Genomic DNA, 23,213 nt, shown 5'->3' on the forward strand with positions numbered 1-23,213 from the left:
AGCCCTTCCGTCGCACGTTCGGAGTACCCCCCGGAAGGCGCCACAGTACTGCCCGTTGTGCCACAGTCCTGTCACAGGGGCGCACCGGGTTCGTGATAGGCAGGTTTTGTGAACAGTCTTTTGCCTTACCTGCCAGCAGACACCCGATACGACGCCATGACCTACCGCCGGACGGGTCGCAGCGGCCTGAAGCTCCCGGAGATCTCCCTCGGTCTCTGGCACAACTTCGGCGACGACCGCTCCCTGGAGTCGCAGCGCGCCATCCTGCGGCGCGCGTTCGACCTCGGAGTGACCCACTTCGACCTCGCGAACAACTACGGCCCGCCGCCCGGCTCCGCGGAGGAGAACTTCGGCCGGATCTTCGCCGCCGACTTCCGCCCGTACCGCGACGAGCTGGTGCTGTCGACCAAGGCGGGCTACGAGATGCAGCCGGGGCCGTACGGCGAGTGGGGCTCGCGCAAGTACCTGCTGTCGTCGCTGGACGCCTCGCTGGGCCGCATGGGCGTGGAGTACGTCGACATCTTCTACTCGCACCGCTACGACCCGGACACCCCGCTGGAGGAGACGATGGGCGCGCTGGCGTCCGCCGTGCAGCAGGGCAAGGCGCTGTACGTCGGCGTCTCCTCCTACACCGCGGAGCAGACGCGCGAAGCCGCCCGGCTGCTGCGGGAGATGGGCGTACGGCCGCTGATCCACCAGCCCTCGTACTCGATGATCAACCGCTGGACCGAGGACGACGAACTGCTCGACACCCTGGAGGCCGAGGGCATGGGCTGCATCGCCTTCGCGCCGCTGGCGCAGGGGATGCTGACCGACAAGTACCTGGACGGCATCCCCGAGGGGTCGCGGGCCGCGCAGAACAAGTCGCTGGACCCGAAGCTGCTGACGGACGAGGTCGTGCGGCGGCTGCGCGGGCTGAACGAGATCGCGCGCGGGCGCGGGCAGTCGCTGGCGCAGCTCGCGCTGGGCTGGGTGCTGCGGGACCCCCGGATGACGTCGGCGCTGATCGGCGCGTCGAGCGTGGCGCAGTTGGAGGCGAACGTCGCGGCGCTGGGCGCGGCGGAGCTGACGGCGGCGGAGCTGACGGAGATCGACGGGTTCGCGACGTCGACGAGCGGCGTGAACATCTGGGCGGGACGCGGCTGAGAGCCGGTGCCGGGGGCGCCGGAGGCGGGCCGTCGGCGGAAAGGGAACGGGCCGGTCCGTGGGGGGGATACGGACCGGCCCGAGGGGGGGAGTTCCACCATAACCCAGGGTGAGGGGTGCTCAGTACCGGAACGGACGGGTCACCTCGAAATGTGCTCGCTCGGTGACACTGCGTATACGAACTCCACTGCGATCAGGTCACTCGCACGGGGCGGCGCGCGGCCCACGGGAGAGGTACGGGGGGCATACGGGGCGTACGGGAGCAGTCGTCCCCGCGCCGCTCAGCCGGCCGCCAGTCCCCCGACGACGAGGCCCGCGAAGGCCCCGACGATCATGAAGGGGCCGAACGCGATGCCCGTCTTCCGGCCGACCCGGCGGGCCGCCAGCATGGTCACCGCGTATCCCGCGCCCAGCAGCAGACCGGCGAACGAGCCCGTGAACAGGACGTCCCACCCGTACCAGCCGAGCGCGACGCCCAGCACGAGCGCCAGCTTCACGTCCCCGAAGCCCATGCCGGCGGGGTTGAGGAAGAAGAGCAGGAAGTAGACCGCCCCCAGCGCGATGCCGCCCAGCAGGGCGCGCGTCCACGATCCCGCGCCTCCTACGAGCGCCGCACCCCCCAGCAGCACCACGGCCGCCCCCGCCAGCGGCAGTGTCAGGACGTCCGGGAGCCGCCGCACCGCCCGGTCGACGGCGAAGAGCAGGACCCCGAAGGGCGCCAGCAGCAGCCAGACGGCCAGCTCCGGCTCGGCGCCGGTGGCGGCGGCGAGCGCGGCGCAGGCGGCGGCGGTCGCGGTGGCCGGGAGCGGGGCGCGCAGGCCGTACGGGCCCTCCCCGCACTCCCTGCACGTCGCCGGGCCGGCCCAGCCGGCGAGCGGGTGCTCCTGCGGACAGCGGTCGCGCCACGGCTCGTCGGCGGCCACGGAGAGCCGGTAGGCGGCCCGGGGCAGCAGGGCCCCCGCGGCGGCGCCGTAGCCGGCGGCGAGGACGACGAGGAGGACGGCGAGCACGGGGTGAGCCTAACGGCGGTCCGGCGGGCGGGGCAGGGGCGGGTCGAGGACCGTACGGCGGCGGTACGGCCGCCGTCCCGCGGCGGTCCGGCGGGGATGGGGCGGCGGGGTTGCGCGGGGGTACGGTGGCGGCTCGGGGGCCGGGCCGGGAACCGTCCGGGGTGCGGCTCCGGGTTCGCAGCGACACCACGGGGAGACGCCCGCCATGCCCACCTGGCCCGACGGACCGGCCACGCTCACCGTCGGCGGCGGCGCGGCCCCGCTGCCGCTGGAGGTCGCGTCCTCCTTCGCCCGCCGCAGCCGCGGCCTCCTCGGCCGCGCCGGCCTGGCCGGCGCCGTCCTCCTCACCCCCGCCCAGGGTGTCCACACCTTCGGCATGCGCTTCGCCATCGACGTCGCGTACCTCGACCGCCGGCTGACCGTCCTGGCCGTACGCACCATGCCCCCCGGCCGCCTCGGCCGCCCCCGGCTGCGGGCCCGGCACGTACTGGAGGCGGAGGGGGGCGCCTTCGCCGGATGGGGCGTACGGCCCGGGGTGCGCCTCGGCGTCGGCCCCGCCCCCGCGGCGGGCGGCCCGGGGCCGGACTGACCGGCGGGGACAGACCGGGCGGGGGGAGCGTCGGTGGCGCTCGCTACGATCGAAAACGACCGTGATCGGGGCCCCGGCGCACCGGCCTCGACGCGGACGACGTACGGACGTACAGGGGGCACCACCGTGGGGATATTCGGTCGCAAGCCGCGCCGCGACGGGCGGGACACCACGCGCGACGCCTCGTTCGAGTTCTTCTCCGAGGACGAGGGCGCCCGCTTCCGCGCCGGGGTCCACGCGGCCTTCGCCGAGCAGGGGCTGGAGGTGACGGTGGGCACGGACGCCGTGACCGACAGCTCGGGCCGGCAGTTCGGCCTGGGCAACCTGGCGGCGGTCTGCCACAACGACGCCCGCGGGCCGCGCGTCTGGCCCGAACTGACCCGCCGCCACATCGGCATCATGCTGCGGGCCATGGACGGGCCCTCGGTGCTGGACACCATGCCGGCGGAGAAGTTCCGCGCCCAGCTCTTCCCGCGGCTGCTCCCCGACGAGATGGCCGGCTCCGAGGGCTTCGACTACGCGCGCCCGCTCGCCGAGGGGCTGCGCGAGGTGCTGGCGCTCGACCTCCCGGAGAGCGTCATGGTCCTCCCCCGCTCCTCGCTGGAGCCCTTCGGCGAGGTCGGCGTGCTGCGGGCGCGGGCGCTGGACAACCTGCGCGGGCTGCCCGTCGAGGCGCACGAGACGATCGAGCAGGAGACGGGCGGCCGCGTCGACGTGGTGATGGGCGAGTCGATGTTCACGGCGAGCCTGGTGCTGATGCTGGACGAACTGGTGCCCCGGATCACCGGCCGCGCCCTGAGCACGGACGGCGCCCTCGTGGCGGTGCCGTTCCGGCACCAGCTCGCGTTCCACGCGATCCGCGACCGGCACGTGATAGCCGGCCTCAACACCCTCGCGCAGTTCGCCGTGGCGGGGTTCGAGGAGGGCGTCGGGCGGATCACGCCGGACGTCTACTGGTGGCGGGCCGGTTCGCTGACCCGGCTCAGCGCGCTGGACGAGGACGGCATCAAGATCATGGTGGACGGGGAGTTCCAGGCGGTGCTGGAACGGCTCATCGAGGGCTGAGCCCGAACCCCCGGGGGTTGCACGGAAGTTGCCGGGCGGTGGACCGCCGGCGGCCGGCCGGCCGACACCCCGCGACGTACCCCGGGGCGCCCTGGTAAGCGCGTACGCACCCGGCCTACGGTGGAGGGCGAAGAGCCGGCGGGAGACTGCGGCAGGGAGCCGAAGGAAGCAGCCATGGGCGACTGGTGGTCCATCGAGGTGTTCGACGCCCACTCCTCCGCGCTGCGGTGGAAGGACGCGTACGAGTACGCGCTCGTCGAGTCGGCGATAAGCAACCGGGCGACGACGTGGGACTGGCACGTCCACTCCCGCGGGATCGTCTTCGAGATCGCGTTCCGGGAGGAGAGCGACGGCGAGGCGTGGTGCCGGCTGCCGGGCGTACGGGCGGCCCTGGACGCCGTACCCGACCCGGAGGCCGGGCTCCTCGTCCGCCGCGGCCCGGACGGCACCCCCTGCTGCCGCGGCACGCGGCGGCCGCGCCAAGCCCCGTCCGCCGCGGCGGCGTCGGCGGAGCCGCCTGCGCCGCCGGCGCCCGCGGGCTGACGCGAGGGCCCGCACGCGGGAGGAGCGCGCGCACGCCGGAGAAGCGCGCGAACGCGCGGAATCGGCGGGAACAGTGGGATCCGCGGGAACTATGTGCCGCGCCCTGTCGTCATTCGTTTCGAGGTCTTGTGCCCGCATTGGGCGGCCTTGGGCGCGTCGTGGTCCGGCGCGCGGTACGTGACCATACGGCGGGAGACCGATGAGCACCGAGCACGGCCCTGGCGGCCTGGAATGGCACAGGAGCAGCTACAGCCGCGGGGCCGGGGCCAAGTGCGTGGAGGTCGCCGCCGGCGACGGTGCGGTGCACGTGCGGGACTCCAAGACGCCGGACGGGCCGGTGCTGACGTTCACGCCGGAGGCGTGGGCGGCGTTCACGGCGTACGCGACGCGCACGCCCGGGACGGTGCGCAGGTTCTGAGCCCGCGGGGCCGGGGGCCCCGGGGCTCCGGGGCTCCGGCGCCCGGGCGGGGCCGTCGTCGCCGTGCCGGCGGACCTCCGGGTCACTGCGCGCGGGGGAAGCTCACCTCGACCCGCCGGTTCTGCTTCCGGCCCTCTTCCGTGGCGTTGTCGGCGATGGGGTAGTCCTCGCTGTAGCCGCGGACGACGTAGGTGACGTCGGCTGCCTGGAGGGTGTTGGTGAGCTCCTGGTGCACGGCGTTGGCGCGGTTCTTGGAGAGGGTGACGCCGTGCTCGTACGACCCGAGGTCGTCGGTGAAGCCGAAGACGCGCACGGTGTCGGGGTCGTTCTGCTCGATCTCGTCGGCGATGGCGGCGATCCGGGAGCGCGCCTGGCCGGTGAGCGTGGCGCTGTCCTTGGGGAAGAGCACTTCGGCCTGGAGCGCGATGGTGATGGTCGAGTTGGAGTCGGACCGCCGCTCCTCACCGCCCTGGGTCTCGACGACGGAGACGATGTCCAGCACCTTGGGCTCGGCGAGGGTGGCACCGTCCTCGAGCCGGAGATCGGGGTCGTTGGCGTCCGTCTCGACGGGTGGGGGCGCGGAGGTGGTGGTACCGGGCGGTGAGGACGGGACGGGGACGTCGTCCTGCGCGGGCAGCGCCTGGGCGACGCCGGGGGTGGCGGCGAGGAACGAGGCGAGGGCGAGCGCTACGGCTGTGCGGGAGGGCATCGCGGTGCTCACCTCAGTCCGTGATCTCGACTGTGACGGGCGGGAACGTGGGGAGTTGGAACTCGACCTCGGTGGTGTCGTCGGGCGGCGCGGGGAACTGAATGTAGACGGGGACGGTCTTGCCGGCTTCGAGGATGCTCAGCCCGGAGGTGCACAGGCAGCGCTTGTCGGTGTCGCGCAGGGCGTAGTAACGCTTCTTCCCTTCCCCGTCCACCAGCGTGGCGCCCATGAGTGAGGTCTTGTCCACCCCTTCCTCACTGCCGGCCCATAGGTGCGTGTCCAGGTAGGACTCCTCGCCGGTGTTCTCCAACTCCCCCTTCAGCGTCACGAAGCCGCCGGAGTCCCGCCGGATTTCCATGACGCCGAGGACGACGCCGGCCTGGTTCTTCACCTCGACGATCGGCTCCTCCGGAAGGTCCTCCTCGCCCTGGTCCTGACTTCCACCGTCCTGGTCGTTCTTGTCCTGCGCCTGGGAGGAGTCGGACGACTTCCCGTCGTCGCCACCGTCCCCGTCTCCGCTGCCGCAACCGGCGGCGGAGAGGGCCAGACCGACAGCCAGCGCCGCGGCGGCGATCCCCTGGACGGCTCTGCTGGTGCGCCACATGCTCATGTGCCAGGTTCCTTCGCTTCATTCGACGAGACGTACGGAGAAGAGGTCGTCCGGCTCGGGGAGGAGGTCGATGTCGTCGGGGTCGATGGACCAGTCGCCGCCCTCGCAGTCGAGTTCCAGCGGCGGCGGCTCGTCCCGGTCCTCGTCGCGGTCTTCGTCCCGGTCCTCGTCCCCGCCACCGCCTGCGTCGTCTCCCTCGGGCTCCTTCAGGTCACACCGGGATTCGAGCACCGCCGTCGCCGTGGCCTCGGAGCGCTTGTTCTCCGTTCCCGGGACGAGCGTGTCCCCGACGGCCTCGCGATTCCGCACCGTCACGGTGAAACCGTCGTCCGGGTCGTAGACACGGTCGCACGCGGTTGTGTCCGCGCCGTTCTTGGCGGCGAAGTCCTGCGCCGCGGCGCAGGCGGACCCGTAGTCGAAGCCCTCGCCACCGAGGATGTCGTCCCACGAGCCGGGGTCGAGGACCGTGTCCAAGAGCCCCTCCGACAGTTGCTCGCGCGCGTCGTGGGCGGCGGCCAGCGCGGCGGCGTCGGCCGCCCCTTGGGCGTAGTTGCGGTGCGCCACGGCCTGGCCGACCGCGAAGTACGCGACGGCCAGAAAGAGCAGTCCGCCGATGGCCGTGATGTAGAGGGGAAATGCCTGCCCGGCATCGGACCTCAGGGCAGTTTGTCGATCTGCGCCTTGATCTTGCTGAGGATCGTGTCCCCCAGCCCCGACTGGATCAGCACCAGCACGATCACCACGGCCACCGCGATGATCCCCAGATACTCCACCGCCGTCTGCCCCCGATCGCGCTCGCGTCCGCGGCGCAGCCGCTGAGTCGCGGCCAGGGACCTCAGCAGCACGTCGTTGGGTTTCCACATGCGGTCTACCTCCGGAGTCGGACAACGCGGCCGTTGCCGTCGGTCCGTCAAGCCAATTGTGGTCTGCATGAGCGGACTTGGCGCCAGGAACGGCCATTTTCCGTCCTCCCCCTCGGCGCCCGCCTTACACCTGCGGCGGCCCGCCCCGCAGCGCGTAAACGTGCGCTGCGTAACCGGCCGCTTGCCGACTGTCCCACACCCCCCTCGCGCATGCGAAGGGGGCGGAGCGGAATACCCCGGGATGTCCGGCTGCCGGGTGGTGTCGGTCGGTCCGGGTACCGTCGGCGCATGACGAGACTTGCCACCGTGTTCATCCCCCAGTTCCCTCCCGAGCAGCTTCGCGCCGTGGCCCGGGCCGCCGACGAGGCCGGGATCGACGAGTTGTGGGTGTGGGAGGACTGCTTCTACGAGAGCGGGGTCGCCACCGCCGCCGCCGTGCTCGCCTGGACCGAGCGGGTGCACGTCGCCATCGGGATCCTGCCCGTGCCGCTGCGGAACGTCGCGCTGGTCGCCATGGAGGCCGCCACCCTGCACCGGCTGTTCCCCGGGCGGGTGACGCTCGGGGTGGGGCACGGGGTGCAGTCGTGGATGGGGCAGGTCGGGGCGCGGGCCGGGTCGCCGCTGACGTTGCTGCGGGAGCATCTGACCGCGCTGCGCGCGCTGCTCGCCGGGGAGAACGTCACCGTCGACGGGCGGTACGTCAAGCTCGACGGCGTCGGGCTGGCCTGGCCGCCGGCCGGGGCGCCGCCGGTGTTCTCCGGGGGTACGGGGCCCAGGACGCTGCGGCTCACCGGGGAGGCGGCCGACGGGACGATCCTCGCCGGGGGTGCCTCGCCCGAGGTGGTGCAGGAGGCCGCCGAGGCGGTGCGGGCCGGGCGGGAGGCCGCCGGGCGGGGCGGGGAGCATCCGCTCGTGGCCTCGGTCCTCGTCGCCACCGGCCCGGGCGCCGAGCGGCGGCTCGCCGAGGACGCCCGCCGGATGGGCTGGGATCCCGCCGCCGAGGCGCACGTCGCCGGGGACGCGGCGGCGGTCGCCGCCGCGGTGGACCGCTGGGCGGCGGCCGGGGCGACGACGGTGGTGCTGCAGCCGACGGCCGACGAGCCGGATCCGGTGGCCTTCGTGCGGTGGGTGGCGGAGGAGGTGCGTCCGCTGGTGTCGTAGCGCGGCACGGTAGCCCGCCCGCGCTCACTCCGTCAGCACGCCGAACTCCGAGCCCGACCCCAGGTACACCGCCGTCACCAGCAGGATGATCGTCGCGGGCACCATCAGGCTGGTGATCAGCAGCGTCGCCTTCGGGATCGCCCTGGACGCGCGGCGGCGGGCGTTCTGGGCGTCGGTGCGCCGCTGGTCCGTGGCGATCTGTATCAGTGTCTCGACGATCGGCGCGCCCAGGTCCTCGCCCTGCTGGAGTGCGGTGACGAACTGGGCGACCTGCTCGGAGTCGTTGCGGCGGCGCAGTTCCTCGAACGCCTGGCGGCGGGAGACGCCCATGTCCATCTGGCGCAGGGTGATGCGCAGTTCGTCCGCCCAGGGTCCCGAGTAGCGTTCGCTGACGCGGTCGAGAGCCTGGCGGAAGCCGAGCCCCGCGCTGACGACCACGGCGAGGACGTCGAGGAAGTCGGGCAGCGTGCGTTCGATGACGTCGCGCCGCTTGCGTACGGCCGCCCAGATGCCGACCTCCGCCCAGCCGTAGCCGAACGCCGCCAGCACCAGGGCGCCGACCCACTGGCCGGAGTTGAGCAGGGTGAGTGCGCCGCCGTAGCCGATGGCGGCGTAGACGGCGCGGCGGGCGGCGTAGCGGTCGATCGTCAGGCCGCCCGGGTTGCCCGCGCGGTCTATCTTGCGGCGCTTGTTCTCCACCGCCCGCCGGCCCATCAGCTTCAGCACCAGCGGCGCGAACCGCATCCCGAGCCGGTCGACGAGCGAGCCGACGGCGGTGGTGCGCGTGGCGCCGACCTCCAGGGCCACCTGCAGGTCGCTGGGGAGCTTGACCTCGGCGCGGTAGACGCGGATGCCGCTGAGGACGCCGAAGACGGCGACGCCGGCCGCGGCGGCGAGGAGCAGGCCCTGGGTTCCGTAGTCCATGTGCGTCCGGCCCTCTCAGACGTCGATCTTCGCGAGCCGGCGGATGAGCAGGATGGCCAGCGCGTACAGCCCGACGGCCGCCAGCACCGCGCCCTGGCCGAGCGGTGAGGAGCCCATCCGCTCGATGGAGCCGGGCATCACCTGGTCGGTCAGCAGCAGGGTGCCGATGCCCATGACGGGCACGGTGTACGCGGTGAGCGTGACCTGCGAGAGCTGGGTGCGCACCTCGCGGCGGGTCTCCTTGCGGTCGTTGAGGGTGCCGGTGAGGTTCCGCAGGGAGGCGACGACCTGGCCGCCGGCCCTGTTGGAGAGCACCAGCGTGGAGACGAGCACGGACAGCTCGCGCGACGGCAGCCGCTCGGCGAGGTCGCCGAGGGCGTCGTCGAGCGGTACGCCCACGGCGAGCTGGTCGGTGACCTTGGTCAGCTCCTCGCCGGCCGGGGCCTCCAGCTCCTCGGCGGCGAGGCCGAGCGCGGTGCGCAGGGCGAGGCCGGCCTGGGTGGCGTTGGCGAGGATGCGGGAGAGGTCGGGCAGTTGGTTGATGAACGCCTCGATGCGCTTCTGCCGCTGCCAGTTGAGGAAGGCGTGCGCGCACCAGAGCCCGATGAGCCCGGCGATCGGGCCGAAGAACGCGGCGAACAGCGCGTCGGCGAGCAGCCACAGCACGGCGACGCCGAGCACCGCGTACACCGTGAACTCACCCGGGGTGACGTCCAGCCCCGTCGTGGCGATGCGCCGCTCCAGGTACCGGCCGATCCGGGTGGGCCGCACCCGCCGGTCGACCTCCGCGAAGCGGCGCCGGGGCCGCCGGTCGCCGGCGTCGGAGAGCCGGTCGAGCAGCTCGGCGCGGCGGGCGCGGCCGGCGGCGTAGACGGCGACGCCGCACACGGCGAGCGCGCCGGCGAGCAGCGACAGGCCGACGACGAGCGCGAACAGTTGCTGGCGGTCCACCGTTCACCCGGCCTCTCGGATCGTCCGCGGGCGGCGCGCCGGGCGCCACGGCACGTACGGCACGGGTACGCCTGCCGCTTGGCTCCCGGAACCCGACCGCGAGCGCGTCCACCCGCTCGTCACACCGCCCACCGCGCCTTCGGAGGAGACTTCACGGCGGGGCTGACCGGGCTGGGGTACGAGCCAGGGTGCCGGAATCCGGTAGAGATTCGTCACGCGGCTCACCTCGCCTCCCTCGTCTGCAGGTGCCGCTCGGACGGCGCCACCCCGAACGCCGGCGGGACGGGTTCGCCCGCGTAGAAGAGGCGGTCGCCCGTGCGCCGCGGCAGCGGCGAGAACTCGAACTGGCCCCGTACGATCCGGTCCGAGCTGATCGGCAGGGCGCGGAAGCGGCAGACCGACACCAGTTGGTAGACCTCCCGGCCGCGGGACGACAGCATCACGATCTCGTCGATCTTGCGGGTTCCGTCGGTGTGCCGCGCGAGCTGCACGATCACGTCGACGGCCGAGTTGATCTGGTCGCGCAGCGCCTCGAACGGCACCTCGACGTCCGACATCGACGCCAGCGTCTGCAGCCGCATCAGCGCGTCCTCGGCGGAGTTGGCGTGCACGGTGGCCAGCGAGCCGTCGTGGCCGGTGGACATGGCCTGCAGCATGTCCAGCGTCTCGCCGCCGCGCACCTCGCCGACGATGATGCGGTCGGGCCGCATGCGCAGCGAGTTGCGCACCAGGTCGCGGATGGTGATCCGCCCCTTGCCCTCGACGTTCGGCGGGCGCGACTCCAGCCGGATGACGTGCGACTGCTGCAACTGCAGCTCGGCGGCGTCCTCGACGGTGATGATCCGCTCGTGCTCGGGGATCAGCCCGGACAGCGAGTTCAGCAGGGTCGTCTTCCCGGCGCCGGTGGCGCCGGAGACGATGACGTTGAACTTCGCCCGGACCAGGCCGGAGAGCAGCAGCAGCATGTGCTCGTCGAGGGTGCCGAGGCCGATGAGCTCTGCCAGGGTGTACGAGCGCGGGAAGCGGCGGATCGTCAGCGTCGGCCCGGTCAGCGACAGCGGCGGGATGATGACGTTGACGCGCTCGCCGGTGGGCAGCCGGGCGTCGACCATCGGCGTGGACTCGTCCACGCGCCGGTTGACGGTGGAGACGATGCGCTCGATGGTCTGCATCAGTTGTTCGTCGGAGGCGAACCGCAGCGGCAGTTGCTCGACCCGGCCGGAGCGCTCGACATAGATGCGGTCGGGGCCGTTGACCATGATCTCGGTGACGCTCGGGTCCTCCAGCAGCGGCTCCAGGATGCCGAGCCCCAGCGCCTCGTCCACGACGCGGCGGATGAGCTGCGAGCGTTCCGCGGTGGAGAGGACCGGGCCCTCGCGGCTGAGGATGTGGCCGAGCACCCGCTCCAGCCGGGCGCGCCGCTCGGCGGGCGACAGCGCCGACATCTCGGCGAGGTCGATCTCCTCCAGCAGCTTGGCGCGGTAGGTGGGGACGAGGGTCTCGCCGTGGCCTTCCGCGGTGTGGTCGGGGGTGGTGATACGGGCCCGCAGGCTCATCGTCAGTCCTCCCCGCGCGGCATGGTCGAGCTGCGCTCCACCGTGCCGAAGTTGTCGACGCCGGGGATGAGGGACGGGATCTCGACGCTGGCGGTGACGGTGACCTCGCCGTCGCCGGAGGAGACCTCGAAACCGGCGTCGAGCCAGTCGCTGATCGACGCGGCCCCGGCGGCCTCCGCCGAGGACGGCGGGTCGTCCAGGGACTCCATCCGCGCCGCGGCCCGGGCGGCGGTGCCGGCCTGGGAGGCGGTGTAGGCGGCGATGCCGAGCTGCACGGCGGCGAGCGCGATGAAGATGAGCACGGGCAGGAAGCCGATGTACTCGACGGCCACGGACCCCCGGTCCCGGTGGCGGGACGGCGGGACCGGTGGGCCCGCCGCGTTAGGGGCGCGGCGCTCGGCCCCGGCACCCGGCCGGGCCGGCGACTCGCCGTTCCGGCGCCCGGCCGACACGACCGAGGGGTCGTCCGCCGCGGGCGGGCGACGTTCGGCCCACGCGCCGGCCGGCGCGGCCGCCGCCGCGCGGGGCGGTTTCGTACGCGACGTGGCACGCACCCTCAGTCCCCCTCGTCCGTCGCGCCGGCGGTGCCGGTGACCGTGAACGGGAAGTCCAGCCCGCCGGGGAAGAGGACCGGCACCTTCAGGTCGACGGTGGCGGTGGTGACGCCGTCCGCGGAGCCGACCGACACCGAGGCGTCCCAGGCGTCCGGCAGGTCCTCCTCCGCCGCCGCGGCGGGGTCGTCACCGACGGCGGCGGCGCGGGCGGCCATGTCGGCGGCGTTGCCGGCGAGCGAGTAGGTGTAGCCGACGAGGACGAACTGCCAGACGACGACGAGGACCAGCGCGATCAGCGGCAGCATGCCGGCGAACTCCACCGACACCTGGCCCCGGTCCCCCCAGCGCCGCCCCCCGCGCCCCGGCGCCGGTCCGGGCGCACCCGGGGCGCCGGGCGGCAGCGCGGGCTTGGCGCCGGGCGGGGCGACCTGCGGTGCGGCGCCCGCGCCGCGTCCGCCGGGGCCCGCGGCGCCCGGACCGGCGCCCGCGCCCAACGCCCGCTGCGCGCCGCCCCCGTGCACCCCCGGGCCGCCGGGGCCGCCGGCACCGCCGGCCGCCTCCGGACCCGCCTGGTCCGGCACCACCGTCAGACCCAGCTCCCCCGCCACCGCCCACAGCGCCTGCCGTACCGTCGAGCGCTGCTCCAGATCCTGCAGCCGCCCCGCGTCGACGAGCGGCTGCAGCTCCTTGAACGCCGCCGGCACCGCCGTCCGCGCCACGGTCGTACCGGTGGCCCGCGCGATGATCGACGGCTGGATCTCGGTGTTCCGGGTGAGCCGGTTGACCAGGACGACGGTGTCCTCCGCCTTGCGGATCTGCAGCCGGTCCCACAGCCGCAGCATGCGCTTCGCGCCGCGTACGGAGATCACGTCGGGCGTCGTCACGAGCAGCGCGATGTCCGCGAGTTCGACGGCCGCGGCGTTCGGCGTGGTCACCTGGCTGCCGCAGTCGAGCACCACCACCTCGTACCGCGACCTGAGCGCGCTCAGCGTCTGCCGCGCCGCCCGGTCGTCGACGTCCTCGCCGCGCTCGCCCTCGGAGGGAGCCAGCAGCAGGCCGAGGCCGGTGTGGTGGGTGAAGACGGCGTCCTGGAGCACGCGCGGCGAGATGTCCTTGATGCCCGCCAGGTCCGCGACCGAGCGGCGGAACTGCACGTCGAGGTACGAGGCGATGTCGCCGGACTGCAGGTCCAGGTCGGCCAGCGCCACGTGCCGCCCGGCGGCCCGCGCGGCGAGCGCGAGCTGCACGGCCGCGACGGTGGTGCCGACGCCGCCCTTCGCACCGCTGACGGTGACGAGCGTGCCCCCCGGGCCGCCGAACGCCTCGGGCCCCGTGGCGGCGCCGAGGTGCCGCCGGACGCCGCCGCTCCACTGCGCGGCGGCCTGCACCCGGGCGGCCAGCTCCTCGTACGCCAGCGGCAGCCCGACGACGCCGCGAGCGCCGGCGTCCATCGCGGCGGAGTAGCCGGCGGGCGAGGTGTCGGCGGTGACCAGGACGGTGCCGACGGCGGGGAAGCGCAGCGCGACGTCGCGGATGAGCTCCAGCGCGGGCACCGGCCCGATCCGCTCGTGCACGAGGAGCACCTCGGGCAGTTCGGCCACGCCGCTGCCGGCGAGTGTCGCGAGGTGGTCGAGCAGCGCGACGGAGTCGCCGATGGGCGCGGCGGCCTCGGCGTCGGGCAGTTGGTGGAGCAGCGAGACGGTGGCGCGCGCCGCGTCCGGGTCGGCGATGACGGGCTGGATGCGTACGGTCATGGGCGCGTGCCTCCCTCCGCGGCGCACGTGCGGAGCGGCGCGGCCCTTCGCTGGATGCGTACGGTCATGTGCGGCCCCTCACCGGTCCTCGTCGAGGGTGTACGTGCGGTCCTCGGGGGCGATGTCGGTGTCCTCCTCGCCGGGGGCGACGAGGGCGAGGCGCACGTGGGTGGCGAAGGACTCCGCGTACGCCACCCGCTGCGCGTCGGAGGTGCCGAGGGCGAACGTGATCGGCACGGCCTCGCCCTCGTCGGCCCGCGGGTCGTCGTCGCCGGTGCGCTCGATCGGCGTCAGCTCGCCGACGTCGATGACGCGGGCGCCCGCGACGATCACCTGGGAGACCGGCTTGTCGCCGTCGCCCTGGGCGTCGAAGGTGGCGAAGATGTTGACCCGCGCACCCGGCGTGATCTTCCCGGCGACGCCGGTGGAGGCGTCGATCATGATGGCGATCTCCTGCTGTCCCGGCTCCAGTTCCGGGCGCCCGCTGACCATGTCGCTCTGCAGCAGCGAGCCCTGCTTCAGCGGCGTGAGCGCGACCTTGCCGGCCAGCTCGTCCGGGTCGGTGACCGCGGTGTCGGGCAGCCAGCGCTTCGGCATGGTCGTCTTCTCGTACTGGTCGGCGTCGAGCGGCTCGTACGCCTCGACGTCGGTGGTGAGCCGGTACGCGGTGGCCTCGTCGCCGACCTTGGACTCCACGTCGCTGACGAACGCCAGCACGCCGGCGAAGGCGCCGAGCGCGACGAGGACCGACAGCAGGACGAGGATGATGCCGCGACGCTGGCGTGAGTTCATCGACGGGACCTCAACGGTTGATCTCGGGGGGTGACGGTATCGCCGCGCCGACGCCGGGACGGAGCGGCGGCTGCGGTACGGACTGCGCCGGCGGTGGCGCGCCCTGCTGCGGTACGGGTGCCGGCACCGCCCGCGGCGGCGCGGGCGAGGGGGCGGCGGGGCCCGGCGGCACCGGGGTGGCGCACAGCAGGCACCGGTCGCCGATGATCTCCAGCCCGCACCAGGAGCAGCGGGCCCGCTGCACCGACGCCACCAGCCGGCTCAGCACCAGCGGGTCGGTGATCCCGGCGGCGAACTCGCACACCTTCTCCGTCGCCCACCACGGCGCCGACGTGGCCGGCAGCGGCGCCATCTCCAGCGCCTGCACCCGCCAGCCGGCGGCCAGTTCGCCCGTGACCCAGGCCGCGTCGACCCGCCCGGAGGCGTGCACGAGCCCGGTGGCGAAGTCGGGTCCCGGCGGCACCGGGTCGCGGCCGATCCGTACGAGCCGGGGGGTCGGCGCGGCGAGGACGGCGAACTGGGCGCCGGGCACCCAGGAGCGGGCGTGCGCGCCGAGGGTGACCGGCACCCGGTCGAGCTTGGCGACGCTGCCGAGCACGGCGCCCGCGTGCACGTAGTGCGTGAGCAGCCGGGCGGCGGTGGCCAGGACGCCGGCGCCGAGGTCGGCGGTGGACAACTGGAGCAACTGGCGGGCGATGACGGCGACCGCGAGCGGCGGTAAGGGCAGGGGGATCAGCGCCATCCGGTCGCTCTCCAGCACGGACCGGATGGTGTGGAGCCGGCGGACCACGGCGGCGGGGGCGGCGGCGGGGTGGAGCACGACGAGGAAGCCGTGCTGCTCCAGCACGGCGGACACCTCCGCCAGCGCCTCCTCCAGGGGCTGCTCGCGCGGGTGGCGCAGCGCCATCACCGTGGGTCCCGGGAGGCCGGGCGGGCCCTGGCGGCCGAGCGGCCCGTGCCGGCCGGGGGCGGGGAGCACGAGGTCGGGGGCGGTGACTGCGATGGCTGTTGGCACGTCGGGCGTCCCCCCACCGGTCTCAGACACGCTCTGAGCACCATAACCGGGACGTGGGCTGCGGAAACACCTTTTGTGCAAAGAGGGTTGGGGTGCCCGGCCGCGGGGCGGACGGCGCCGTTCACGGTGCGGCTCTCGTACGGGAAGGCTTGACACCCGGATTGGTCTGGACCAAGTTGAGCGGCGCCCCCCACCGTCCCGCTCCTCACGCGCTCCCCCTGACGGAGGCCCCCGTGTTCCGAGCACACAGACCCGGCAGAGCCGGCAGATCCGGCCCGCCCCGCACCGCCCGTACCGCCCGCACCTCCTTCCGCCGGCTGGCCGTCGCCGCGGCCGGCGGCCTCCTCGCCACGCTCCTCGGCACCCCGCTGGCCGCGGGCGCCGAGCCCAACCTCGTCCAGAACCCCGGCTTCGAGTCCGGCCTCAGCGGCTGGACCTGCTCCGGCACCGCCGGCACGACCGTCGCCACCCCGGTGCACTCCGGCACCGCGGCGCTGCGCGCCACCCCGGCCGGGCAGGACAACGCCCGCTGCACGCAGGCGGTCGCCGTGCAGCCCAACTCCGCGTACGAGCTGAGCGCGTGGGTCCAGGGCTCGTACATCTACCTGGGCGCGAGCGGCACCGGCACCACCGACGTCTCGACCTGGACCTCCGGGGCGTCCTCGTACAGCGAACTCAAGACGAGCTTCACCACCGGGCCGAACACCACCTCGGTGACGATCTACACCCACGGCTGGTTCGGCCAGCCCGCCTACCACGCCGACGACATCACCCTCACCGGCCCCGGCGGCGACCCCGGCACCATCCCCGCCACGCCCGGCGGCCTGGACGTGACGGGCACCGCCGCCCGCTCCGTCTCGCTGGGCTGGTCCCCCGTCACCGGCGCGACCGGCTACAACGTCTACCGCGACGGCACGAAGGTGCTCAGCACCGGCGGCGCCTCCGCGACGGTCACCGGGCTGACGCCCTCGACCGCGTACCAGTTCCAGGTGACCGCGACCAACGCCGCCGGTGAGTCGCCGAAGTCCGCGGCCGTGACCGCCACCACGACCGCCGACGGCGGTGGCGGCGGGGACGTGCCGAGGCACGCGGTGACCGGCTACTGGCAGAACTTCAACAACGGCGCGACGGTGCAGCGCATCCGCGACGTCCAGAGCCAGTACGACATCATCGCGGTGGCCTTCGCCGACGCCACCGCCACGCCCGGCGCGGTGACCTTCAACCTCGACTCGGCGGGCCTCGGCGGCTACACCGTCGACCAGTTCAAGCAGGACATCGCCGCCAAGCAGCAGGCCGGCAAGACGGTGATCATCTCGGTCGGCGGCGAGCGCGGCACGGTCGCGGTCAACTCCGCCGCCGCCGCGACGAACTTCGCGAACAGCATCTACACGCTCATGCAGGAGTACGGCTTCGACGGCGTCGACATCGACCTGGAGAACGGCCTGAACTCCACCTACATGACGCAGGCGCTGCGCCAGTTGTCGCAGCGGGCGGGCCCGGACCTCGTCATCACGATGGCCCCGCAGACCATCGACATGCAGTCGACCGCCGGCGAGTACTTCAAGACGGCGCTGAACATCAAGGACATCCTCACCGTCGTCAACATGCAGTACTACAACAGCGGGACGATGCTCGGCTGCGACGGCGGGGTGTACGCGCAGGGCACGATCAACTTCCTCACCGCCCTGGCCTGCATCCAGCTCGAAGGCGGGCTCGCGCCCTCGCAGGTCGGCCTCGGCCTGCCGGCGTCCACCCGCGCCGCGGGCGGCGGCTACACCGCGCCGTCCGTCGTCAACGCCGCGCTCGACTGCCTGGCCCGGGGGACGAACTGCGGCTCCTTCAAGCCGCCGCGGACCTACCCCGACCTGCGCGGCGCGATGACCTGGTCGACCAACTGGGACGCCACCGCCGGCAACGCCTGGTCCTCCGCCGTGGGGCCGCACGTGCACGGCCTGCCCTGACCGGCCGTGCGCGACCGGCCGCCTCCCGCACCGCCGGCCGCGCACGACCCCGGCCCGCCCGCCCGCGTACACCGGGGCGGGCGGGCACCTTTCCGCTCCGCTACCTGGGCAGGTCCCGCTCCCTTACCAGGGCAGGTCCCTGATCTGCTGCACGCACAGCACGACGAAGAGCACCCCGGACGCGGTCAGCAGCGTGTTGCTGAGCACGCCGTTGCGCCACTGCCGCGGCGTGCGGGGCGTGTTGAGCAGCCACACCAGCGTCAGCGCGAGGAACGGCATGAAGAACGCGCCGAGCACGCCGTACGTGATGACGATGGCGAACGGCTGGTCGAGCCAGAGCAGCGTCATCGGCGGGAACGTCAGCCACAGCAGGTACGCGCGGAACGGCAGCGACCGCTCCCGGCTGCCTGCGGCGACCTCCCGCGCGCTGCCGTCGCCGGCGCCCTGCCCGCCGCGCACGTTCGCCACGAAGTCCGCGAAGAGCAGGCTGACGCCGTGCCAGACGCCGATGAGCGACGTGAACGAGGTGGCGAAGAAGCCGACGAGGAAGAGGTTCGCGGTGACCGCGCCGTAGCGCTCCTCGAGGATGTCGCCGAGGTCGACCAGACCCTGGTCGCCCGACTCCAGCGAGAGGTTCGTGGAGTGCAGCAGCTCGGCGCCGACGAGCAGCATCGCGACGACGAAGATGCCGGTGGTGACGTACGCGACGCGGTTGTCCAGCCGCATGATCTTCAGCCAGCCGACGTCGGTCCAGCCCTTCGCGTTGACCCAGTAGCCGTACGCGGCCATCGTGATCGTGCCGCCGACGCCGCCGATCAGGCCGAGGGTGTAGAGCAGCGAGTCGTCGGGCAGCGTGGGCCACAGCCCCGCGAAGGCGTCCCCGGCGTTCGGCGAGACGCGGATCGCGACGTAGACGACGACCACGAACATGACGCCGACGAGGACGGTCATGACCTTCTCGAAGACCGCGTAGCGGTTGAACCAGACGAAGGCCAGGCCCGCCAGGCCCGTGAGGATGCCCCAGGTCTTCAGGTCGGGACCGTCCGGGAACAGCGCGACGAGCGGCAGCCCGGAGGATGACATGGCGGTGGCGCCGTAGACGAAGCCCCAGACGACGACGTAGATCGCGAAGTAGACGGAGGTCCAGGTGCCGAGGGTGCGCCAGCCTTCGAACAGGGTGCGGCCCGTGGCCAGATGCCACCGGCCGACGGCCTCGGCGAGGGCGATCTTGACGACGCAGCCTATGACGGCGGCCCACAGCAGGGTGTAGCCGAACTTGCTGCCCGCGAGCAGCGTGGCCACGAGGTCGCCGGCGCCGACGCCGGTGGCGGCGACGACGATCCCCGGCCCGATGTGACGCCACTTGGCCTTTCTCATTTCCGGCGGTGCGGACGCGGGCTCGGTGCGGTCAGCCATGAGCGGCTCCTTCGCAGCTCGTCCCCCCTGTGATCTCCGGCATTCCTGTGATCTCCGGCATTGAAATGGATCCGCGGACGGCCGCACAAGAGGGCGTACGTCCCCGAACACACGGGCCCGGCACCGGCGGCCTCTTGACCTGACCACGCCAGGTTCAGAACCATTGACGCGCACCACCGCCCCACACGACACGACGTCGCCATGCACCACCCCACACCCTCCACATCCAGGAGCAGGCATGCGACTACGCATTCGGTCGGTGACCCTGACCGCGGTGCTCGCCCTCACCGCCGCCGGCGCCCTCAGCGCCGCCGGCGCGGAACCCGGCGCCGGGCCGGCGGAGACGACCGGGACGAGCGCCACCCAGGCACAACGCGGCGAGCAGGCCCAGGAGATCCGGCAGTACGAGGTCCTGGGCCAGACCGGCCGCGAGGCCCGTACGCGGCTCGCCGCCACCGGCGTGTCCGTCGACGAGGTGCGCGACCACTCGGTCGTCGTCTCCGCGGACGACGCCCAGGCCCGGCAGCTCCGCGCCCTCGGCTACCGGCTCGACAAGCTCCCCGCCCCGCCCGCGCGGCTCGCCGGGGAGGAGGCCCCCACGCCGCTCGACTTCCCGCCGGCCGACTCGGGCTACCACAACTACGCGGAGATGACCGCCGAGATCGACGAGCGGATCGCCCAGCGCCCGGAGCTCATCAGCAAGCGGGTCATCGGCACCTCGCACGAGGGCCGCGACATCGTCGCCCTCAAGATCAGCGACAACGTGAGCGCCGACGAGGACGAGCCCGAGGTCCTCTTCACCCACCACCAGCACGCCCGCGAGCACCTGACCGTCGAGATGGCGCTGTACCTGCTGGGCGAGTTCGCCGACGGCTACGGCACCGACCAGCGGATCACCGACGCCGTCGACGGCCGCGAGATCTGGATCGTGCCGGACCTCAACCCGGACGGCGGCGAGTACGACATCGCCTCCGGCGCGTACCGCAGTTGGCGCAAGAACCGGCAGCCCAACCCCGGCTCCAGCGCGGTCGGCACGGACCTGAACCGCAACTGGAACTACCGCTGGGGCTGCTGCGGCGGCTCCTCCGGCAGCCCGTCCTCCGACACCTACCGCGGCAGCGCGGGCGAGTCGGCCAAGGAGGTCAAGGTCGTCGCGGACTTCGCGCGCAGCCGGGTCGTCGGGGGCGAGCAGCAGATCACCGCGGGGATCGACTTCCACACGTACAGCGAGCTGGTGCTGTGGCCGTACGGGTACACCTACGACGACACCGGCCCCGGGCTGACACAGGACGACCGCGACGCGTTCGCCGCGGTCGGGGAGAAGATGGCCGCGAGCAACGGCTACACGCCCCAGCAGTCGAGCGACCTGTACATCACGGACGGGACCATCAACGACTACCTCTGGGGCGAGCAGAAGATCTTCAGCTACACGTTCGAGATGTACCCGCGCTCGGCGGGCGGCGGCGGGTTCTACCCGCCCGACGAGGTCATCGAGCGGGAGACCAGCCGCAACCGCGACGCGGTGCTGCAACTGCTGGAGAACGCCGACTGCATGTACCGCTCGATCGGCAAGGAGGGCGAGTACTGCACCGGCTGACGCCGGCGGCGCGCCCCCGCGGGTCGGGGGCGCGCCGTACCGTACGGGGCCGTGCTCAGGCGGCGCGGCCGTAGCCGGCGAGCGCGTCCCGGGCGGACACGTCGCCCGCGGGCGCCGTCTTCTCGCCGCGCTCGGCGGCCTTGAGGCGGCGCTCGGCGGTGCGCTCGCGCCGGTCGAAGTAGAGGGCCGGGCCGACGAGGATCGCGGCCATGAAGATCAGGACCAGGGTGCCGACGGTGTACTCGAGGATCGCGTTCATGTCCTCTACGGTCCCGGATCCTTGCACACACAAACAGTGGCAGCTCTGCCATAGGGCTTCGAATTACTGCCACGCCGGTGGCATACTGTCCGCATGCTCTCCAACGTCGTGTGTCTGCTCACCGATGACGTCAACGCCTTCGAGCTGGGCGTCGTCGCCGAGGTCTTCGGCATGGACCGCCGCGAGGAGGGCCTGCCCCTCTACGACTTCTCCTACGCCGCCCCGCGCCCGGGCCGCGTCACCGTCCACCCCGGTCTGCCCGTCGACGTGCCGCACGGCCTGGAGCGGTTCGCCGACGCCGACCTGATCGCCATCCCGGCCGGCCAGAAGTTCGCGTACCGCGACTTCCCGCCCGAGCTGCTGCACGCGCTGCGCGAGGCGGTGGCGCGCGGCACGAAGGTGCTGAGCGTCTGCACCGGCGCGTTCCTCCTCGCCCAGGCCGGGCTGCTGGACGACCGGCGGTGCACGACCCACTGGCTCTACACCGACATGCTCAGGCGCGAGTACCCGCGCGCGCGGGTCGAGCCCGACGTGCTGTACGTGGCCGACGGACCGGTGATCACCTCCGCCGGCACCGCCTCCGGCATCGACGCCTGCCTCGCCCTCGTCCGCGAGGAGCAGGGCAGCAAGGTCGCCAACGCGATCGCCCGCCGCATGGTCGTGCCGCCGCACCGGGACGGCGGCCAGGCGCAGTACATCGACCGGCCGGTGCGCGGCACGTGCGAGGACGACGCCATCGGCCGGGTGCTGGCCTGGCTGCAGGAGCACCTGGACGAGGACGCGACGGTGGAGCAGTTGGCGGCGCGGGCGCATCTGGCGCCGCGCACGTTTGCCCGCCGCTTCCAGCAGGAGACGGGCACGACGCCTTACCAGTGGCTGCTGGGCCAGCGGCTGCTGCTGGCCCAGCAGTTGCTGGAGGAGACCGACGCCACGGTGGACGCCATCGCCTCCCGCGCGGGCTTCGGCAACGCGGCGACGCTGCGCCACCACTTCCTGCGCCGGCTGGACACCACCCCGAACGCCTACCGGCGGACGTTCCGCGGCCCGGCCGTCGGCGCGGGGCGCTGACGGCCGGACTCCGGCGGGGTGAGGAGAGGGAGAGGGGCGAGCCTGGTCAGCCGAGCACGGCCAGGCAGTCGATCTCCACGAGCAGCCCCGCGGGCAGCCCGACGTACACGGTCGTACGCGCGGCCGGCGGCTGCTCCAGCTCCGCGAAGTAGGCGTCGTAGATCTGGTTGAACTCGGCGAAGTGGGCGGTGTCGGTGAGGTACACGCGGATCATCACCGCGTCCTCCCAGGACGCGCCGCCCTCCTCCAGGACCGCCTTGACGTTGGACAGCGTCTGCTCGGTCTGCGCGCGCAGCGTCGGGCCCGCGGGCGTCGGAGGTTTGCCCTCCTCGGCCGGCAGAAAGCCGACCTGGCCGGCGACCTGCAGGATGTTGCCCTTGCGCACGCCCGCGGAGAAGCGTGCCGGCGGCGGGACGTGGTTGGCGGGGGTGACGGCGGTCTTCTGGACCTTGTCGCTCATTCGGGCACTCTTCCGGAGTAGTCGTCACTGATCGCTGCCGCCGTGCGGCGGAGCTGCGGGAGGAGGGTCATCAGCTCGTCCGCGGTGACGACGACGTTCGGCGCCGACAGTGAGCAGGCGGCGACGGTACGGCCGTCGGCGCCGCGGATCGGGGCGCCGATGCAGTTGATGGACTCCTCGTGGCCGCCGAAGTCGGTGGCCCACCCCTGCTCGCGCACCGCGGCCAGCTCGGCGAGCAGGGCGTGGGCGTCGGGCGTCGAGCGGGGGGTGTACAGGGGGTATTCGAGCCGTTCGGCGACCGCGCGCCGCTCCGGCTCCGGCAGGTCGGCCAGCAGCAGCTTGGCCACGGCCGCGACGGTGATCGCGACGGGCCGGCCGATGCGCGAGTACATGCGCACCGGATAGCGGCTGTCGACCTTGTCGATGTACATCACCTCGCGGTCCTCGTAGACGGCGAGGTGCACGGTGTGCCCGGTGGCCTCCCCGAGCCTCACCAGGTGCGGGTGGGCGATCTCGCGTACGTCCAGGCTCTCGGCCGCCGCCTGGGCGAGGGCGAAGAGCCGGGCGCCGAGGCGGTAGCGCTGGTCGTTCTGGCGGTAGACCAGGCCGTGCTCGTGGAGGGTGCGCAGCAGCCGCATGGCGGTGGTCTTGTGCACGCCGAGCCGGGTGGCGACCTCGTCCAGGCCGGCGGGTCCGTCGGCGAGCATCGGCAGGATGGTGAGCGCGCGGCCGACCGACTGGCTCATCGCGTCCTCCCGCCGTACGCCGTGCTGTGCTTGCTTGCCTTGCTTG

The 23,213-nt window shown here is 73.2% G+C and carries 25 protein-coding genes; 9 read left to right on the forward strand and 16 right to left on the reverse strand.

What is annotated here, in order from left to right; translation table 11 throughout:
* Window positions 1–108 precede the first annotated feature (108 nt).
* Complete coding sequence (gene mgrA, locus O7599_RS13375) at window positions 109–1,146, forward strand: L-glyceraldehyde 3-phosphate reductase (protein WP_281622376.1); 1,038 nt, start codon at window positions 109–111, stop codon at window positions 1,144–1,146.
* Window positions 1,147–1,427: 281 nt separating this feature from the next.
* Here mgrA and O7599_RS13380 read toward each other — a convergent pair whose 3' ends face one another.
* Window positions 1,428–2,156, reverse strand: a complete 729-nt coding sequence (locus O7599_RS13380) for an A24 family peptidase (protein WP_281622377.1) — start codon at window positions 2,154–2,156, stop codon at window positions 1,428–1,430.
* A gap of 205 nt (window positions 2,157–2,361) precedes the next feature.
* On the opposite strand from O7599_RS13380, the gene O7599_RS13385 reads away from it, so the two are divergent.
* The 4 genes from O7599_RS13385 to O7599_RS13400 all read left to right on the forward strand — a co-directional run bounded on the left by O7599_RS13385 (window position 2,362) and on the right by O7599_RS13400 (window position 4,771).
* A complete protein-coding gene (locus O7599_RS13385) occupies window positions 2,362–2,745 on the forward strand; it encodes a DUF192 domain-containing protein (RefSeq protein ID WP_281622378.1) in 384 nt (127 codons plus the stop codon).
* Between the two features lie 126 nt (window positions 2,746–2,871).
* On the forward strand, window positions 2,872–3,810 hold the full coding sequence (locus tag O7599_RS13390) for a hypothetical protein (RefSeq protein WP_281622379.1): 939 nt from the start codon (window positions 2,872–2,874) through the stop codon (window positions 3,808–3,810).
* Between the two features lie 174 nt (window positions 3,811–3,984).
* Window positions 3,985–4,353: a hypothetical protein gene (locus O7599_RS13395; protein ID WP_281622380.1), complete on the forward strand. Its 369-nt coding sequence runs from the start codon at window positions 3,985–3,987 to the stop codon at window positions 4,351–4,353.
* A gap of 199 nt (window positions 4,354–4,552) precedes the next feature.
* Window positions 4,553–4,771 carry a DUF397 domain-containing protein gene (locus O7599_RS13400; protein ID WP_281622381.1) on the forward strand — a complete coding sequence of 73 codons (219 nt, stop codon included), beginning with the start codon at window positions 4,553–4,555 and terminating at the stop codon, window positions 4,769–4,771.
* 82 nt (window positions 4,772–4,853) lie between these two features.
* Here the strand turns inward: O7599_RS13400 and O7599_RS13405 are convergent, their stop codons facing one another.
* From O7599_RS13405 to O7599_RS13420, 4 genes are read right to left on the reverse strand one after another with little or no spacing between them, the layout of a single operon-like run.
* Complete coding sequence (locus tag O7599_RS13405) at window positions 4,854–5,480, reverse strand: OmpA family protein (protein WP_281622382.1); 627 nt, start codon at window positions 5,478–5,480, stop codon at window positions 4,854–4,856.
* Between the two features lie 13 nt (window positions 5,481–5,493).
* On the reverse strand, window positions 5,494–6,090 hold the full coding sequence (locus O7599_RS13410) for a hypothetical protein (protein ID WP_281622383.1): 597 nt from the start codon (window positions 6,088–6,090) through the stop codon (window positions 5,494–5,496).
* 18 nt (window positions 6,091–6,108) lie between these two features.
* Window positions 6,109–6,705, reverse strand: coding sequence for a pilus assembly protein TadG-related protein (locus O7599_RS13415; protein WP_348652626.1), 597 nt, complete (start codon window positions 6,703–6,705; stop codon window positions 6,109–6,111).
* A gap of 41 nt (window positions 6,706–6,746) precedes the next feature.
* Window positions 6,747–6,953: a hypothetical protein gene (locus O7599_RS13420; RefSeq protein ID WP_281622384.1), complete on the reverse strand. Its 207-nt coding sequence runs from the start codon at window positions 6,951–6,953 to the stop codon at window positions 6,747–6,749.
* A 288-nt stretch (window positions 6,954–7,241) separates the two neighbouring features.
* On the opposite strand from O7599_RS13420, the gene O7599_RS13425 reads away from it, so the two are divergent.
* Window positions 7,242–8,114 carry an LLM class flavin-dependent oxidoreductase gene (locus O7599_RS13425; RefSeq protein ID WP_281622385.1) on the forward strand — a complete coding sequence of 291 codons (873 nt, stop codon included), beginning with the start codon at window positions 7,242–7,244 and terminating at the stop codon, window positions 8,112–8,114.
* A 24-nt stretch (window positions 8,115–8,138) separates the two neighbouring features.
* Here the strand turns inward: O7599_RS13425 and O7599_RS13430 are convergent, their stop codons facing one another.
* From O7599_RS13430 to O7599_RS13460, 7 genes are all read right to left on the reverse strand, one after another.
* The gene (locus O7599_RS13430) at window positions 8,139–9,038 is read right to left on the reverse strand and encodes a DUF5936 domain-containing protein (protein WP_281622386.1); all 900 of its coding nucleotides are present in this window, start codon (window positions 9,036–9,038) and stop codon (window positions 8,139–8,141) included.
* Window positions 9,039–9,053: 15 nt separating this feature from the next.
* On the reverse strand, window positions 9,054–9,989 hold the full coding sequence (locus tag O7599_RS13435; RefSeq protein WP_281622387.1) for a type II secretion system F family protein: 936 nt from the start codon (window positions 9,987–9,989) through the stop codon (window positions 9,054–9,056).
* A gap of 221 nt (window positions 9,990–10,210) precedes the next feature.
* Window positions 10,211–11,545 (reverse strand): CpaF family protein, encoded by a 1,335-nt coding sequence (locus O7599_RS13440; protein ID WP_281622388.1) that lies wholly within the window; start codon window positions 11,543–11,545, stop codon window positions 10,211–10,213.
* 2 nt (window positions 11,546–11,547) lie between these two features.
* Window positions 11,548–11,877 (reverse strand): TadE/TadG family type IV pilus assembly protein, encoded by a 330-nt coding sequence (locus O7599_RS13445; protein WP_281622389.1) that lies wholly within the window; start codon window positions 11,875–11,877, stop codon window positions 11,548–11,550.
* A gap of 224 nt (window positions 11,878–12,101) precedes the next feature.
* Window positions 12,102–13,853: an AAA family ATPase gene (locus O7599_RS13450; protein WP_281622390.1), complete on the reverse strand. Its 1,752-nt coding sequence runs from the start codon at window positions 13,851–13,853 to the stop codon at window positions 12,102–12,104.
* 78 nt (window positions 13,854–13,931) lie between these two features.
* Window positions 13,932–14,645 (reverse strand): Flp pilus assembly protein CpaB, encoded by a 714-nt coding sequence (gene cpaB / locus O7599_RS13455; protein WP_281622391.1) that lies wholly within the window; start codon window positions 14,643–14,645, stop codon window positions 13,932–13,934.
* Window positions 14,646–14,655: 10 nt separating this feature from the next.
* The gene (locus tag O7599_RS13460) at window positions 14,656–15,624 is read right to left on the reverse strand and encodes a hypothetical protein (protein ID WP_281623370.1); all 969 of its coding nucleotides are present in this window, start codon (window positions 15,622–15,624) and stop codon (window positions 14,656–14,658) included.
* Window positions 15,625–15,977: 353 nt separating this feature from the next.
* Between O7599_RS13460 and O7599_RS13465 the strand changes: the two genes are divergently transcribed.
* The gene (locus O7599_RS13465; RefSeq protein WP_281623371.1) at window positions 15,978–17,621 is read left to right on the forward strand and encodes a glycoside hydrolase family 18 protein; all 1,644 of its coding nucleotides are present in this window, start codon (window positions 15,978–15,980) and stop codon (window positions 17,619–17,621) included.
* A 123-nt stretch (window positions 17,622–17,744) separates the two neighbouring features.
* On the opposite strand, the gene O7599_RS13470 is transcribed toward O7599_RS13465, so the two are convergent.
* Window positions 17,745–19,037, reverse strand: a complete 1,293-nt coding sequence (locus tag O7599_RS13470; protein WP_281622392.1) for an Nramp family divalent metal transporter — start codon at window positions 19,035–19,037, stop codon at window positions 17,745–17,747.
* A 238-nt stretch (window positions 19,038–19,275) separates the two neighbouring features.
* On the opposite strand from O7599_RS13470, the gene O7599_RS13475 reads away from it, so the two are divergent.
* Complete coding sequence (locus O7599_RS13475; RefSeq protein WP_281622393.1) at window positions 19,276–20,634, forward strand: M14 family metallopeptidase; 1,359 nt, start codon at window positions 19,276–19,278, stop codon at window positions 20,632–20,634.
* Between the two features lie 55 nt (window positions 20,635–20,689).
* Here O7599_RS13475 and O7599_RS13480 read toward each other — a convergent pair whose 3' ends face one another.
* A complete protein-coding gene (locus O7599_RS13480) occupies window positions 20,690–20,893 on the reverse strand; it encodes a hypothetical protein (protein WP_281622394.1) in 204 nt (67 codons plus the stop codon).
* A 93-nt stretch (window positions 20,894–20,986) separates the two neighbouring features.
* Here O7599_RS13480 and O7599_RS13485 point away from each other — a divergent pair, with 93 nt between their 5' ends.
* Window positions 20,987–21,961 (forward strand): helix-turn-helix domain-containing protein, encoded by a 975-nt coding sequence (locus O7599_RS13485; RefSeq protein WP_281622395.1) that lies wholly within the window; start codon window positions 20,987–20,989, stop codon window positions 21,959–21,961.
* 46 nt (window positions 21,962–22,007) lie between these two features.
* Here O7599_RS13485 and O7599_RS13490 read toward each other — a convergent pair whose 3' ends face one another.
* Window positions 22,008–22,421: a RidA family protein gene (locus O7599_RS13490; protein ID WP_281622396.1), complete on the reverse strand. Its 414-nt coding sequence runs from the start codon at window positions 22,419–22,421 to the stop codon at window positions 22,008–22,010.
* Complete coding sequence (locus O7599_RS13495; RefSeq protein WP_281622397.1) at window positions 22,418–23,167, reverse strand: IclR family transcriptional regulator; 750 nt, start codon at window positions 23,165–23,167, stop codon at window positions 22,418–22,420. Before O7599_RS13495 ends, O7599_RS13490 begins: the two co-directional genes overlap by 4 nt.
* Window positions 23,168–23,213: the final 46 nt, after the last annotated feature.

Source organism: Streptomyces sp. WMMC500 (assembly GCF_027497195.1).
Lineage (GTDB): Bacteria > Actinomycetota > Actinomycetes > Streptomycetales > Streptomycetaceae > Streptomyces.